This window comes from Pseudomonas japonica (assembly GCF_013522925.1).
Taxonomy (GTDB): Bacteria; Pseudomonadota; Gammaproteobacteria; order Pseudomonadales; family Pseudomonadaceae; genus Aquipseudomonas; species Aquipseudomonas japonica_A.
Genome location: NZ_JAAMQU010000019.1, coordinates 40,505 through 55,280, shown reverse-complemented (window position 1 = coordinate 55,280; position 14,776 = coordinate 40,505). Strand labels below are relative to the sequence as shown.

The 14,776-nt window shown below is 54.3% G+C and carries 13 protein-coding genes and 3 pseudogenes; 10 read left to right on the top strand and 6 right to left on the bottom strand.

The features are described from left to right. Window positions 1–1,111 (bottom strand): arsenic transporter (locus G7016_RS22905; RefSeq protein ID WP_181118012.1); only part of this gene is annotated, 1,111 nt, incomplete at its 3' end. Between the two features lie 25 nt (window positions 1,112–1,136). Then, complete coding sequence (locus G7016_RS22900) at window positions 1,137–1,493, bottom strand: metalloregulator ArsR/SmtB family transcription factor (RefSeq protein ID WP_181118010.1); 357 nt, start codon at window positions 1,491–1,493, stop codon at window positions 1,137–1,139. A gap of 420 nt (window positions 1,494–1,913) precedes the next feature. Between G7016_RS22900 and G7016_RS22895 the strand changes: the two genes are divergently transcribed. Continuing rightward, entirely contained in the window at window positions 1,914–2,663 is a 750-nt protein-coding gene (locus G7016_RS22895) for a hypothetical protein (protein WP_181118008.1), read from the top strand. 184 nt (window positions 2,664–2,847) lie between these two features. Next, window positions 2,848–3,588 carry a hypothetical protein gene (locus G7016_RS22890; protein ID WP_181118007.1) on the top strand — a complete coding sequence of 247 codons (741 nt, stop codon included), beginning with the start codon at window positions 2,848–2,850 and terminating at the stop codon, window positions 3,586–3,588. Window positions 3,589–3,920: 332 nt separating this feature from the next. On the opposite strand, the gene G7016_RS22885 is transcribed toward G7016_RS22890, so the two are convergent. Together G7016_RS22885 and G7016_RS22880 are read right to left on the bottom strand one after the other, a co-directional pair. Beyond that, window positions 3,921–4,487: a hypothetical protein gene (locus tag G7016_RS22885; RefSeq protein ID WP_181118005.1), complete on the bottom strand. Its 567-nt coding sequence runs from the start codon at window positions 4,485–4,487 to the stop codon at window positions 3,921–3,923. A gap of 64 nt (window positions 4,488–4,551) precedes the next feature. Then, on the bottom strand, window positions 4,552–5,514 hold the full coding sequence (locus G7016_RS22880; RefSeq protein ID WP_181118019.1) for a tyrosine-type recombinase/integrase: 963 nt from the start codon (window positions 5,512–5,514) through the stop codon (window positions 4,552–4,554). 385 nt (window positions 5,515–5,899) lie between these two features. On the opposite strand from G7016_RS22880, the pseudogene G7016_RS22875 reads away from it, so the two are divergent. Next, window positions 5,900–7,062: pseudogene (locus tag G7016_RS22875) on the top strand (IS3 family transposase). Window positions 7,063–7,349: 287 nt separating this feature from the next. Beyond that, window positions 7,350–7,562, top strand: coding sequence for a tyrosine-type recombinase/integrase (locus tag G7016_RS25270; protein ID WP_258195313.1), 213 nt, complete (start codon window positions 7,350–7,352; stop codon window positions 7,560–7,562). Window positions 7,563–7,732: 170 nt separating this feature from the next. Here G7016_RS25270 and G7016_RS22865 read toward each other — a convergent pair whose 3' ends face one another. After that, window positions 7,733–8,185: an Lrp/AsnC family transcriptional regulator gene (locus G7016_RS22865; protein WP_181118003.1), complete on the bottom strand. Its 453-nt coding sequence runs from the start codon at window positions 8,183–8,185 to the stop codon at window positions 7,733–7,735. 134 nt (window positions 8,186–8,319) lie between these two features. On the opposite strand from G7016_RS22865, the gene G7016_RS22860 reads away from it, so the two are divergent. From G7016_RS22860 to G7016_RS22840, 5 genes are all read left to right on the top strand, one after another. Further along, window positions 8,320–8,934, top strand: coding sequence for a LysE family translocator (locus G7016_RS22860; protein ID WP_181118002.1), 615 nt, complete (start codon window positions 8,320–8,322; stop codon window positions 8,932–8,934). Window positions 8,935–8,945: 11 nt separating this feature from the next. Then, on the top strand, window positions 8,946–9,794 hold the full coding sequence (gene panB / locus G7016_RS22855; RefSeq protein ID WP_181118001.1) for a 3-methyl-2-oxobutanoate hydroxymethyltransferase: 849 nt from the start codon (window positions 8,946–8,948) through the stop codon (window positions 9,792–9,794). Window positions 9,795–10,002: 208 nt separating this feature from the next. Next, window positions 10,003–10,893, top strand: coding sequence for a helix-turn-helix domain-containing protein (locus G7016_RS22850; protein WP_181118000.1), 891 nt, complete (start codon window positions 10,003–10,005; stop codon window positions 10,891–10,893). A gap of 127 nt (window positions 10,894–11,020) precedes the next feature. Then, window positions 11,021–12,289, top strand: a complete 1,269-nt coding sequence (locus tag G7016_RS22845; protein WP_181118018.1) for a DUF1479 domain-containing protein — start codon at window positions 11,021–11,023, stop codon at window positions 12,287–12,289. Window positions 12,290–12,350: 61 nt separating this feature from the next. Then, complete coding sequence (locus tag G7016_RS22840; protein ID WP_181117999.1) at window positions 12,351–13,631, top strand: ABC transporter substrate-binding protein; 1,281 nt, start codon at window positions 12,351–12,353, stop codon at window positions 13,629–13,631. Window positions 13,632–13,702: 71 nt separating this feature from the next. Here G7016_RS22840 and G7016_RS22835 read toward each other — a convergent pair. Beyond that, window positions 13,703–14,119: pseudogene (locus tag G7016_RS22835) on the bottom strand (tyrosine-type recombinase/integrase); the annotation flags it as partial. Between G7016_RS22835 and G7016_RS22830 the strand changes: the two are divergent. Continuing rightward, window positions 14,112–14,684: pseudogene (locus G7016_RS22830) on the top strand (dioxygenase family protein); the annotation flags it as partial. The pseudogenes G7016_RS22835 and G7016_RS22830 overlap by 8 nt on opposite strands. Between the last annotated feature and the right edge of the window lie 92 nt (window positions 14,685–14,776).

Here is a 14,776-nt window from a genome sequence, read left to right as displayed (position 1 = left end):
GGTCGCAGCCGATGATGTTGGCGTACACCATGGCCTGCTGGACCACGCCATCGACCTCGGCGGCATGGATGGACAAGGCGCCGACCAGCACCGTGGGCATGTTGTTCATGATCGAGGACAGGAAGGCGGTCAGCAGCCCGGTGCCCAGCGATGCGCCCCAGAGGCCGTAGCCGGCAAAGACGTTGAGCAGGTGCGCGATGTAGTCGGTCAGGCCCGCGTTTTTCAAGCCGTAGATCACCAGGTACATGCCCAGGGAGAAAATCACCACCTGCCAGGGTGCGCCCTTGAGCACCTTGCCGGTGTTGATCGCGTGACCTCGGGCCGCGATCACATACAACACGAAGGCGCACACCGCTGCGATGGCACTGATCGGCACGCCCAGCGGCTCGATCACGAAGAAGCCGATCAACAGCACCGCCAAGACCCACCAGCCGGCCATGAACGTTGGTCGGTCGCGGATCGCCTCATCAGGGTGATGCAGCTGCGCCAGGTCGTAGGTGTTGGGCAACTCCTTGCGGAAGAACCACAGCAGCATCAGCAAGGTCGCCGCCACGCTCACCAGGTTCACCGGGACCATGATCGAGGCGTACTCGCTGAAACCGATGTTGAAGTAGTCCGCCGAGACGATGTTGACCAGGTTCGACACCACCAGCGGCAAGCTCGCCGTGTCTGCGATAAAACCGGCTGCCATGACAAAGGCCAGGGTGGCTGCAGGGGAAAAGCGCAACGCCAGGAGCATCGCGATGACGATCGGGGTGAGGATCAACGCGGCGCCGTCATTGGCAAACAGGGCCGATACTGCGGCGCCCAAGAGAATGATGAACGCAAACAGCTTGCGTGTGCTGCCGCCTCCCCAGCGCGCGACATGCAACGCGGCCCATTCGAAAAAGCCGGCCTCATCCAGCAGCAGGCTGATGATGATGACCGCGATAAAGGTCGCGGTGGCATTCCAGACGATGTGCCACACCTGGGGGATGTCGCCCACGCTGACCACACCGGTCAGCAGGGCCAGCACGGCACCAAACGTTGCGCCCCAGCCCACGCCCAGCCCCCGGGGTTGCCAGATGACAAGCACGATGGTGGCTATGAAAATCAGTACGGCAGTCAGCATTGGGGTCACTCGGTTGGGACGTGATTCAGCTGCACACGGCCTGGTTGACGGGACGGTCGTTCATGCCGCAAAGGCGTTTGGCCTCGGTTTCCAACCACTGCTGGTTAGCGTCCACCACGTCTTTAAGCACGGCGGTGACCCACGCGGGCAACTTGGGATGCAGGCGGTAGTACACCCATTGGCCCTGACGGCGGTCCATCAGCAAGCCGGCCGAACGCAGCAGGGCTAGGTGGCGGGAAATTTTCGGCTGGTTCAGGTCGAGCGCGGCGGTGAGCTCACAGACACACAGCTCGCCCTGGCTCACGATCAGCAAGGTGATTTTGGTACGGGTGTCATCCGCCAGGCACTTGAACAGTGCCGTGGGGGTCATGGGCGGGGCCATACGTCCTCCAGAAATCGCTGTCGTATACGAAAAATCGAATATACGAACTTTCGCATATTTGATAAAGCATATGTATAACTTCGGGCTCAAGCAGCCGTGCCGTCAGCCTTCAGCGGCTTGACTGAGCAGCATCCCTTTTGAGGGGTGTGTCCGGTTTGCAGACGCCAGACGACGGCTGGACCGAAAAAATCTTGCCGTACGGGATTTGGCTGTAATACTGTAAATTCATACAGTTAAGAGTCATCCCCATGGCCACGTCTTCCTCCACCCCATAGCGCGGACTGGGGATGCGCCGCGAGCTGATGGCCAGAGCTACACCACGCGGGTTGACCTGCTTTGGGCTATAAGGATCCGTTAATTGATGTTTTCTAATAGCAACCGTTGACTGCTCTTATCTGAAGAAACCGGCAAGGATGTACGATGATTGACAATTCAAACGAAGTAATTAATGCAGTTAAAGAAAGTAAGAAAGGATGGCGAACCTTAGTAGATCTCGCAGCCATAGGCACAGTGTTATTGCTCATATCTTCTTGGGTTTTTTCACTGAATGGTCGGTCTTATCATGACGGTTATTTATCATATTTAAATCAGGAAACGACCATGTATCCAGTGGCATCAAGTGATGCTGGTTTCTATGGAACGATTGCGTGGTTTAAGTTAACCATAGGCATCCTTAATACGCTTTCTAAAAGCTCAATTAAGGTTTTTATTATAACCTTGCTCCTTATTTTGCTGGGGGTTATTGTCTATACTGTGTTTCACCACTACGCTTCAGCAAAAATTCCAACAAATAGGGTGGGGAAGAAAGTCTTAATTAATCGGTCACCGCTTTTTCGGGCTTCGATTATTAATAGCTTTTCTGTTATTCTCGCGCTCTATGCTGCGCTGGGCATGTTGATATTTACCATATTGTCGATTATGCTTATGATTAATCCTTTCAGGGATGTTGGGAAAGATGCCGCGCGTAAAGATGTTGAGGATGGATATCTTAATGCACCGTGGTTGATGCTACGTACGCCATCCGGCGAATCTCCTGAGCGCTGGAAAGTAGTTGAGTGTTCCACCCAATTCTGTATCCTTTATAAAGATTCTACGGTTATCTCTGTACCAGTAGGCAAGCTTGAATGGGTAGAGGCATTACCTCCGGGGATTAAAAAGCAAAAGCTTTAGCCGAGCCTAACTGTCTAATCGCCATAACGCGCGTAGAGCGCTTCGTGGGAAGCTAGACATCTGTAGCTGCGCGATCTACGGATCGCGGCGCACTAAAATTATGGAATGGGCTGTCTAAAAGCTTACTAATCGTTCAGTTTTCCCGACAAATAAACCGTGTTAGTAAATATTTAGGAATAAAGTCGTGGCAAAAAATTCAACTTATGGCTCTGAATCAAATATAGATTTATGGTTAGGCCGGCTTAGCCATATATCTCAATTTGGATTTTTTGCGCTTACTATAGGCGCCTTATATTTTACGGTTATCCCGTTATACAAAACTGCGGCTTTAGAGGAAGCCATCGCTAGGCGTGAAGCTGAGCTGGTCACTACAAATGAGAAGCTGCTAACGGCGACAGAGAGCCTTAAGAAATTGAATGCCGAAATTTACCTCCGTAATCGAGATGATTTAATACAAGATCTAGTTTATATTTCTCCATTTTGCTCAGGGCTTATGGTGCCGCCAGCCAAGCGGCGCAACGCTGGCTCTTTGGGGGATAACCTGTTAAAGGTGGATGCTGCTGTATGTTTAATGGAGCATTTTGAAATGTCTAAAGCAAAAGTCGTTCTTTCTAGTGCTGACTACGAATATCTGAAAGGTGTCGTAGAAAATATTAGTAACGAGTTGGCTAAAGAACAAAACTCTTTGGTTGATAATATTGCAACCCTCGAAGATCGCGCAAAGAAAGACCCGTCTATTCTGCTTCCTCCGGACGAAGCTGATTTGGAGCTATCCAGGGTTTTTAAGACGATCGGAATTGATGTGTCAGGTGATGACGAAAAATTAGCTGTTGTAAGAACAAAAACCCGATTAGCTTCGAGTTTCTATGAAACGGTCCGAGTGAAAATACTTGGTCTTAGGAAGCTAAGTTGGCCTCAATCCTAACTTTGACTCCCAATGGGCTCTACCGCCCTGCAGCATCAGGGTAATCAAAGGATGGGAGGGTTCGAAGCCTAGGGAGCAGAAGGTTTGCGGCGATTCCTTGCTAAGCCTAGCGGGGCGAAGGTCAACCCCTAGCCTGTTGACGGGGCTGTCAGCTATGACATAATCATTAAGCGCACACGTGGCGCGCAAGGGTGGTTACAGGGATCTTCGGATCGCGCCCCGTTGCTGAGCTTGCTCAGTTCGCCCATGGCGAGGTAACAACGTCCTGCCCCGTCGCAATGCGCGCAACGCGGCGGCTGAGACCCCCTCTTTAAGGGGGGGTCGCCTTTCTCTCACGGCGTGTGCCGGTTCCTCACTTCCTTCGGATACTGCCCTTTGGGCTTTTTCTGCGTGTCCAGGGCAACCTTGAAAATACTGAAGCCTTTTTTGTTGACCGGCACCCCCGGAGCACCTTCGCCTGTGCGCGCGAAATAGGCGCTGGTAACGTGTATGCGTAGCACGCGGTATTCCCGAAACACGGCCAGGCAGACCTTGTAGGGTTCGATGACCCCATTCAGGTTGTTTTGGACATGCAGGGTGAAAAACCGTTCGCCTTCCTGGTGGTAGAGCAACGCGCCCTGGTCGAGCTGTTCGATGATACGGCGCAGCTGTTTTGAGGCAGCGTACCGCTCCAGGCACACCGCTTGGCTATGGCGACCGTCTGCATAACTGAAGGAAATATTGTGCTCGGTGCCGTCCTTGGTGAAGCAGTGCAGGCCGTAGGTCACCACAAAGCGGATTTCACCCTGGTGAGTCTTGAACACGACTTCATGGCAGTCCAGATGGCTCAAATCGTATGGCTTGCCATCGTATTCAAACGGCGGCCAGGTCTGGATTGAATCTACATGGAATTTAGGCAAGCCGGTCTCTCTGCCGCCAGGTTGATCGAAGGGCCAGCATTATGCCAAACGGGGCTTGGGCCCTTCAGTATTTCACCTTGTACGTCGGTGAATCCTCAGGCCGGTTCTGCCGCCGATCATAGATCCGAGTCGTGCTGATGTTGGCATGGCCGAGCCACGCCTGGACCTTGGCAATGTCTGCCTCATGCTCCAGGGCATTGGTGGCCGCCGTAGCGCGCAGGCCATGCACGCCCAGGCCGTCTACCTTGATGCGGGCTTTTTTTGCATAGGCTTCGACTAGCTTATAGATGCCATCCGCCGTGATGCCGCCTCGGTCAACAGGACCGCGCAGGGGTAGGAAAAGCGGGCCTTTCGGCGCGACCAGGTGATGCCCGGAACGCTCCAGGTAGTCATGGATGCGGTCCGCGGCCACCGGGTGCAACGGCAGGTACCGCACCTTGCCGCCTTTGCCGTGGACTAGCAAATGCTTGATGCCGCGGCGTTCCAGGATATCGCTCACCGTCAGCTGCGCCGCTTCCTCCCGGCGCAGCCCGTGGTACAGCAATACCGCGAGCAGGGCGCGGTCGCGCAGCCCTTTCAGCGTGGCCACGTCCGGTGCTTCCAACAGTGCTTTGGCTTGGTGATCGCCCAGCGCTGGGGTCTTGCCTTCGTTGGTTTCGATTCTGGGCCGTTTGACGCCATGCACGGGGTTTCCACCGGCAACGGCGTTGCATTCCAAGAGGTGGTCGAACAGGCTGGCCAGCGCGGCCAGTTTGCGCCGGATGGTAGCCCCGGCCAGGCCGCGTTTTTCCAGCTGGGCACGCCAGGCGAGAACGTGGGCACGGTTCACCGCCCGAAAATCTTCCGCTGTGGCCAGCCCTATAAAGGAACAGAAGTCTTCCAGGTCGTTTTGGTACGCCCGACGCGTGCGCGGGTTATCAATATTGGCAAACCATTCGACCGCCGCTGGTACCGTGGCCAGGTGCTGGAACTCGGCGGCAGTCAATCGACGTTCGTTTCCCTCCTGGTGAACCATTAGCTCGCTCATTACCCCTCCCCTCCCCCAAAACGATTTTTTGACGCTGCCGGCTAAAAACTCTTGATAACCTATTTTCTCACCACTAATTCCATCCAAATCAGAGATAGTTTTCTTTACTAATGCACCTCCATCGCTGGAAAATTGTATGAGTCCGGCCAATACACCTTCTGCGATCAACTGATCTGAACGGAGTTTAAGCAGCGTCGACGTCAGTCGAACAACTGCCTGTTGAAGCTTTGAACGAACGGGCACGTTGTTTTAATTGGAGGAGCTTTCATCTCTAGCAGGCTTGAGAGAAAGACAACGCGGCGCGACGTTGAGCCGTCCAACTGTAGTGGTCTACTAACCCCGGACAACTTTTTAGGCGAAAATGATCGCCACATAGAGGTGTTTGATGAGCAGACAACGACGTACCTTCACCCCTGAATTCAAGCGCGAAGCTGCCAGCCTGGTGCTTGACCAGGGCTATAGCCACACCAATGCAGCCCAGTCGCTCGGGTTGGTAAAATCGGCCCTGCGCCGGTGGGTCAACCAGCTCCAGCAGGAACGAGGCGGTGTCACACCGACCAGCAAAGCGCTGACACCCGAGCAGCAGAAAATCCAGGAACTGGAAGCCCGAATCAACCGCTTGAAACGAGAGAAATCGATTTAAAAAAAGGCTACCGCGCTCTTGATGGCCGAGGAACACGAGCGCTTGCGTTAATCGATCAATTGCGCTCGGAGGAGCCAGTTGATTTTTTGTGCTCGGTCTTTGAAGTCACTCGATCCTGCTGCTACGCATACTGCCGTAGACGTCGAACTCCGGACGCTTAACGGGTGTATTTGGGCAGCCGTGTGAACGAGTTATTCACGCAAAGCCGAAGCGCTGCGGGTAGCCGCAGCATCATGTTGATGATGAAAGCGGACGGTCTGCAAATTGGGCGGTTCAAGGTACGCAGGTTGATGCGCGAGATGAACTTGATCAGCAAGAAACCGGGCTCCCATGCCTACAAAAAGGCCACCGTAGAGCGACCTGATATCCCGAATGTGCTGAATCGTGAGTTTGCTGTCGCGTCCCCTAATCAGGTCTGGTGCGGTGATATTACGTACATTTGGGCCAAAGGCCGCTGGCATTATCTGGCCCCCGTTATCGACCTATGTGCGCGCCGGGTTGTGGGCTGAGCATTCTCACCCAACCCTGACGCTGACTTGGTAATCAAGGCGTTGGACATGGCTTACGAGCAACGTGACCGGCCGCAGAATGTGTTGTTTCACAGTGATCAGGGCAGCCAATATGGGAGCCGAGCGTTCCGCCAGAGGCTCTGGCGATATCGCTTCAAACAAAGCATGAGCCGGCGTGGTAACTGCCTTGACAATGCTCCGATGGAGCGGCTGTTCCGTAGCTTGAAAACTGAATGGATACCGATGGTGGGCTACATGAGCGCTGCGCTGGCGAAGCAGGATATCGGTCGGTATCTGATCCAGTAGTACAACTGTCAGCGACCGCATCAGTTCAATGCCGGGTTAGCACCTGGGGTCGCTGAGGAAAAACTTAACGCAGTGTCCGGGATCAGTTGACCACCACAATAGGGCTGATGGTTTTCTCGTTTTGCACGCATTGGTGCTGCGCTGGCTATGAAGTTTGATGACGTCTATACGCAGAACCGCCGGCTATGGGTTCGGTTGCGGGAGAAAGGTGGCAAGCAATACACAATGCCTTGCCATCACTCCCGGAAGAGTATCCGCACACCTAACTGGTGGGGACCGGTATTGACCTGGACGGTAAAGGCCCTTTGTTCAGAACGATAGCGCGAGGCACTAAGCAATTTAGCAGGACCGCCCTTCCCCAGCCGAGCGCCTACCTCATGGTACGCCGCCGCGCAACAGCTGCCGGCATTCATACACGTATTGGCAACCATACTTTTCGGGCAACAGGAATCACGGCTTACCTGAAAAATGGCGGTACGCTGGAAAGCGCGGCAGCCATGGCGAATCACTCTTCAACCCGTACCACGCAGAACTACGATCGTCGAAGCGACGAAATCAGTCTGAGCGAAGTCGAACGTATCAGGGTGTGACCCCCATATACCCATCTAGTGATCGACGGTCCTGCCCCTCCAGCTTCATTCCTCTCCGTGTTGCATCGAATAGCATTTTGGAAACCTGACTCGTTGGTTACGACCGATAACCTATATTTAGCGCTTCTACGTGCCAAAGCCTGGCCTAAGGCTGCCTTTGAAATTCAGGTTTACAGTGGCAGTCCACGCTCTGAAATGACGTGCTTCATTACAAGGGTAGACGTTAGCCGCTGGACGTTTGGGAGCCTTGATAAGCCATCGTCGTACAATTTCTGAAAGGCTGGCAGATCCCGCGCTACGACGTGCAGGAGGTAATCAGGCTCGCCGAACAGGCGCTGCGCATTAACCACTTCTGCTATGTCGATAAGCGCGGCTTCGAACGCCGCCACCGCTTCCTGATTGCCTTCGCGCAAAGTGGCGAAAACCAATGCTGAAAAATTGAGCCCAAGGACCGCAGTATCCAGCTGGGCCCTGTAACCACGAATTGCTCCAGATTCCTCCAAGGCCCGCACGCGACGGTGACACGGAGAAAGGCTTAGCCCTACCCTTTCGCCCAGATCAGTGAGAGACAGACGGCCATCCTTTTGTAACTCAGCAAGAATATTTCTATCGAGCCTATCCACAGAGAGAAATCTCCCGATACCCATGCGTTAGACGCCGAATGTTAAAATAAAATACCCGTTTATTCTCGATATTCTTTCGGCACGAACTCGCCATCGCCGCGTTGGCAGATGGGAGGTTTTTCTCGGAAGACAGGATGAGCTTTAGTACCTTTGCGGCTTTCTGGGCTGTGTCGTTTCTCTTCGTCATCACTCCGGGTGCGGACTGGGCTTATGCCATCGCAGCCGGGATGCGGGGTCGTGTCGTTGTGCCGGCTGTAGCGGGCCTTTTAAGTGGGCATTTAATGACAACGGTGATCGTTGCGGCGGGCGTTGGAGGGCTTGTCGCAAGCTTCCCGAGGGTCATGATGGCAATGACTTTGGTGGGGGCCTGCTACCTGATCTGGCTTGGCATAAACGTGCTTCGCCATCCGTCCGTTCCCGAGGCCGGAGCGGATGACATGGGCTCGGGTCTACGCTGGGCTATCAAGGGAGCTTGTATCAGCGGGCTGAACCCGAAGGTGTTTTTGCTGTTTCTGGCGCTGCTTCCACAGTTTACGGAGCCGGATTCGTCGTGGCCTGTCCCCGCACAGATGGTCATGTTAGGTCTGGTGCATACCTTCAGCTGCGCTGTGATTTACCTCTTGGTCGGTTTCGGCTCCGAAGTGATACTCCGTGCTCGCCCGCGTGGTGCCTTGCTGGTGAACCATTTTTCCGGAGGAGCCATGATCGTGGTGGGCCTCCTTCTGCTCATTGAGCAGTCCTTAGCCTAAAAGGTATGAATATGAGTGAACAGACCTTACCCTACGGTACCAGCAGCAATTCAGCTAGCGGTCCCCGGATCAGAATTCCCCATCTGATGCAGATGAAGAAAAATGGTCAACGGTGGGCAATGTTGACCGCCTACGACATGTACACCGCCAAGATTTTCGATGCAGCCGGGATTCCGGTTCTCCTGGTCGGCGATTCGGCCTCCAACAACGTCTTCGGTTACGACTCTACCCTGACCGTGACGGTTGATGAGATGATTCCTCTGGTCCGGGCTGTCACCCGATCCACACACAGGGCACTCGTTATCGCTGACCTGCCTTTTGGCTCCTACCAGGCTTGTGCAGAGCAGTGTTTTCACACAGCGGTGCGCTTTATGAAAGAAGGCGGAGCGCATGCGGTAAAGCTTGAAGGTGGCGTTGAGATCATGCCCCAGGTCGAAAAGCTCGTGTCTTCTGGCATCCCTGTCATGGCTCATATCGGTTTCACGCCGCAGGCAGAGCATCAGTTGGGAGGATTCCGGGTACAAGGGCGTGGCGATGGTGCTCAGCGGCTGATTAATACCGCTCGCGCGTTCGAGTCAGCGGGAGCTTTCGGGCTGCTCATTGAAATGGTGCCTAGCCAGGTGGCCGCTAAAATCACCCATGCGGTAGGTATCCCTACTGTGGGAATCGGTGCCGGCAATGAGTGCGACGCCCAGGTGCTGGTATGGCAAGACATGGCCGGCTTGCGGGGAGGACGTTTACCGAGGTTCGTCAAACAATACGCTGATGTGCGCGGCGTACTGCAGGAGGCCGCCCAGGCGTTTGCTTCTGATGTTGCTGCCGGTACGTTTCCAGCGCCCGAGCATTCATTTCAAGACTGACGAAAGCGTAGTCTCTAAGCGTACTTAGCATTAATAGCCGCCATGTGAATCGCCACGGATGGCAATATTACCGATTGGTAAAAAATAATGTGACACAACAAGCTCAGATGCTGGCACCTCGACAAAGCTTGTTCAAAAGGACATTACGGTGCGAAGCATTTTTGATAAGATCCTGGCGTGCGGGGACACTGATTGAGCAGTATACGCTATGAAAGCCAGTTTTGAGAAAGTGCCTACCCAAGCTAATGCTTCCTGGACATTCCTGAACAGGAGGCTGGATCATGCCATTCCTTTCGAATGGCACCATCACCCTGAATACGAGCTGACGCTCACCTTGAACAGCCGAGGTCATCGTTACATTAGCAGCAATGTTGCCAGCTACGACGATGGCGATCTCGTCTTGGTAGGGCCAAATGTTCCGCATAGCTGGTCATCCTCTGAGCGGATCCGAACAGGACAACCGCATACCGCCCTGGTGATCTGGTTTTCTGAAGCCTGGGCTGAGTCTCTGGTGAGCTTGCTTCCTGAAATGGGCCCGATCCGCCCATTACTGATTGCGGCTCAAAACGCACTTATGTTTAGCGAAGGGGCATCACGCCAAGTACGGCCAATGATCGAGGCGATGGTGACTCAGGAGCCTGCCGAACGGCTAGTGTTCTTGCTCATCGTGCTAAATACATTGGTCCAAGATAACCACGCTACCCAGATTCTTCCTGCGCAACCTATGCACTCCTGCCAAAAGGTTGTAGAAGACGATCGTATTCATCGGGTACTGGAATTTCTGCACCTGAACTACGCCACCATGGTCAGCATCCCCGATTTGGCAGCGATGGCATGCGTCAGCGTCTCGGCATTTCATCGGATGTTTCGCAAGCACACGCGCTGTACTGCGCTGGATTATATTGTGCGCTTACGAATTGGCCATGCATGCGCGCTCCTGATGCAGGGTAATTTAACTATTTCTCTTATTGCCGAACGGGTTGGCTACTCCTCGCAGGCGCTGTTCAATCGCCAATTCAAAGCGCTTAAGGGGCTGACACCCTCGGAATTCCGCCGACAGCATAGCCACCATTTCTGTAGGAACCCGTGTGCCCGATAGGCTTATTGCTTCAGTCTGCAAGGCTACAACGCCACAATAGTATTGGAACTCGCCTCAATTGACACTGCCGGTGACGCAGCTGGAAGTGCTTCTATACCTGTGTGAAAAACAAAAAACAGGTCCTATCATGAGCAAGTATCAATCTTTTGAATCTGCTGTCCTTCCAGAAGATTACAGAGATAGCATCATCAGGATGAAGCGCGCACTACGGTCCCAGATCGGCGACCTAGACGCGTTGTTTGCCGAGGTCAGTGATTTTATTCGCGCAGAGATCGCCTCAATCAAGGACCAAGAGGCCAGGACGGGGTCAGGATGGCCAGTACTTGACTTCGAGGATATTGCTCAAGGGAGAGTTACCGAGGCGCAGATAGCGCACATCAAGCGCCGAGGCTGCATGGTCATCAAAAACCATTTTCCTAGGGATCAAGTACTGGCATGGGAAAAGGACCTTTTGGATTACCTGGACAGGAATGAATTCGACCGCGTTTATAGAGGTCCTGTCGATCAATTTTTTGGCAACCTGGACGCCTCCCGGCCTGAGATCTTCCCTATCTATTGGTCCAAGGCCCAGATGGAATTACGTCAGGATGAACGCATGGGCAAAGCCCAGTCGTTTTTGAACCGTTTATGGAAGACAAACTCACAGGGGCAGGAGTGGTTCAATCCGGACGTCAACGCACTCTACCCTGATCGCGTTCGCCGCCGTCCGCCGGGAACCACCTCCAAAGGGTTGGGCCCGCATACCGACTCCGGTGCACTGGAGCGGTGGCTGCATCCTGCTTACCTAAAAGTGTTCGACAAGATCTACAGCAATGAATTTGCTTCATACGATCCTTGGGACGCCGCCTTCCGCACAGAGGTGGATGAGTATGCTTACGAGGATACGGTCAAATGTTCCGCATTCCGTACCTTCCAAGGGTGGACTGCCCTTTCTGACATGGGGGCTGATCAAGGAGTTTTGCACACCTTGCCAATCCCTAAAGCAATGGCCTACATGCTACTCAGGCCATTGCTCGACGACGTGCCTGAAGATGAGTTGTGCGGTGTTGTGCCGGGCAAGGTGCTTCCGGTGTCCCCAAAATGGCACCCACTTCTGGTAGAAGGGCTTACGCCCATCCCCGACGTGCGGGCCGGGGATTCGGTATGGTGGCATTGCGATGTAATTCATAGTGTTGCACCGGTCGAAAACCAGCAAGGCTGGGGCAATGTCATGTATGTACCCGCAGCGCCGATGTGTCCCAAGAACCAGCGCTACGCTCACGACGTGTTTCGCGCTTTTGAACGGGGGGCATCCCCCGATGACTTCCCACGTGAGGACTACGAAAAATCCTGGAAAGATCGGTTCACTCAAGAAGGGCTGAATGCCATTGGCCGTGCAGGGCTAGGGCTTGAATAAGCGACACCGGTTTCCCCCAGGCAAGCTACAACACCACACAAAAAACAATAAAGGTAACGCTATGAACCGACTCACCCGCCTCGCTTCGATTATTTCGCTGGTTTCACTGCTCCCCGCCGTCGTCCAGGCTGCCGAGAGCAAGGGAACCGTTGAGGTCGTGCACTATTGGACGTCCGGGGGGGAAGCCAAATCAGTGGATGTGCTCAGGAAAATCATTGAAAACGATGGCTTTACCTGGAAGGACGGTGCCGTAGCGGGGGGCGGCGGCGGTGCGGCGATGACGGTCTTGAAGACTCGCGCAGTTTCAGGTAACCCTCCCTCGGCTGCCCAAATCAAGGGACCAGACATTCAGGAGTGGGGTAAGCTGAATTTGCTGACCAGTATTGACGATGTCGCAAGGGCCAATCACTGGGACGATCTGCTGCCCAAGGCGGTGGCCGATAACATGAAGTACGACGGGCACTACGTCGCGGTGCCGGTCAATATCCACCGTATCAATTGGCTATGGATTAATCCTGCCGTGCTCAAACAAGCCGGTGTGATCAAAGCGCCCGCTACGCTTGAGGAGCTTTACGCCGCCGGCGATAAACTCAAGGCCGCGGGGTTCATTGCCATCGCGCACGGTGGCCAGGCTTGGCAGGACACCACGATTTTTGAAAATCTTGTCGTAAGCATTATGGGCGCTGACGGCTTCAAGAAAGCCTTTATCGACATGGATGCTGACACGTTGACCGGGCCGAAAATGGCTGAAGTATTTGCCGCATTGCGCAAGGTCCAAGGGTATCTGGACCCGAACGGCTCCGGTCAGGACTGGAACCTGGAAACGGCCAAGGTCATCAACGGTAAAGCAGGTATGCAGATCATGGGTGACTGGGCCAAAAGTGAATGGACTGCAGCAGGTAAGCATGCCGGTACTGACTACGAATGTGTGCCCTTCCCAGGCTCCCAAGGCTCATACAGCTACACCATAGACTCGTTGGCCATGTTCAAGCCTGCTGAAAATAACAACACGCCGGGTAACATAGCTGCGCGCAATGATCTGGCCAAGGTTGCGCTTGAGCCGGACTTTCAATACACGTTCAACCAGAACAAAGGTTCCATTCCTGTAATCAAGGGCTTGGACATGAGTAAGTTTGATAGCTGCGCTCAGGCTTCGGCCAAGGACTTTGCTGAGGCGGAGCGATCGGGCACCCTTACACCGAGTATGGCGTTCAATATGTCGACCTCCCAAGCCGTTCAGGGCGCCGTGTTTGACGTGGTTACGAATTTTTTGACTGACACGAAGGCCGACGCTAATGCGGGCGGTAAAAAACTGCTTGCGGCAATTACTGCTGCTCAATAAAGGTTGCCGAACGCCGCTGCCAGGCCAAGCGCTGGCAGCGCTATCTGTGCAGCGTTTCCATGGCAGACCTATCAACATTTCACCTTATAAGTAGGTGAATCCTCCGGCCGGTTCTGCCGCCGATCGTAGAGCCTGGTCGTGCTGATATTGGTATGGCCCAACCAAGCCTGGACCTTGGCAAGATCCGCCTCGTGCTCCAGGGCATTGGTGGCCGCCGTCGCACGTAAGCCGTGTACGCCTAGCCCCTCAACCTGGATGCCTGCTTTCTTCGCGTAGGCCCCCACCAGGGTTTAGATGCCGTTGGCTGTTACTACAAGACCTTTGGGCCAGTGCCGCAAGAGTACAAACAACGGCGCTTTAGGGTTGGCCAACACATATCCTGAGCGCTCTAGTTAAGGATGGATACAGTCTGGTGCGACCGGGTGCATGGGTAGGTAGCGCACCTTGCCGCCCTTATCGTGGACCAGCAGATGCGACGTGGAAGCACGGCTGGACGATGGTACCGACCCAGGCACCCCACTGTTCATGAAAGGGCGGATGGTGGATGTCGACGAAAAACCGTTGGCGGGCGCGATAGTCGATGTTTGGCAGGCCAATACCGGTGGCACTTACTCGTACTTTGGCCCGAGCCAGTCGGAATTCAACCTCCGCCGACGCATTGTTACAAATGTCGATGGCCTTTATCGCTTCCGCAGTATCGTGCCATCGGAATACGGCTGCCCACCAGTCGGTCCGACCCAGCAACTGCTCGATTAACTGGGACGCCACGGTCAGCGCCCAGCGCATATTGACTTCTTCATCTCGGCGGCCGGCCATCGGCATCTTACTACCCAGATCAATTTGGCAGGCGATAAGTACCTCTATGACGATTTCGCGTATGCCACCCGTGATGAGCTAGTGGCGCAAATCCGTTTCAGTGAGGACCAGACCGCTGCGGCAGCGTACGGAGTCGTAGGCCGGTTTGCAGAAATCGACTTCGATTTCACGCTACAGCAAACTGAAGTGCTGAACGAGCCGCACCGCCGCGAACGCGTGCGCGCACTTGAGTCGTAGTCTCGGTAAGAGCCGAGCTTGGACGCTTTCTCTAAACGACAGGGTGGCGTCCAACGAGATTATCCTCCGAAGAAAATTGATGATCTTTTTGA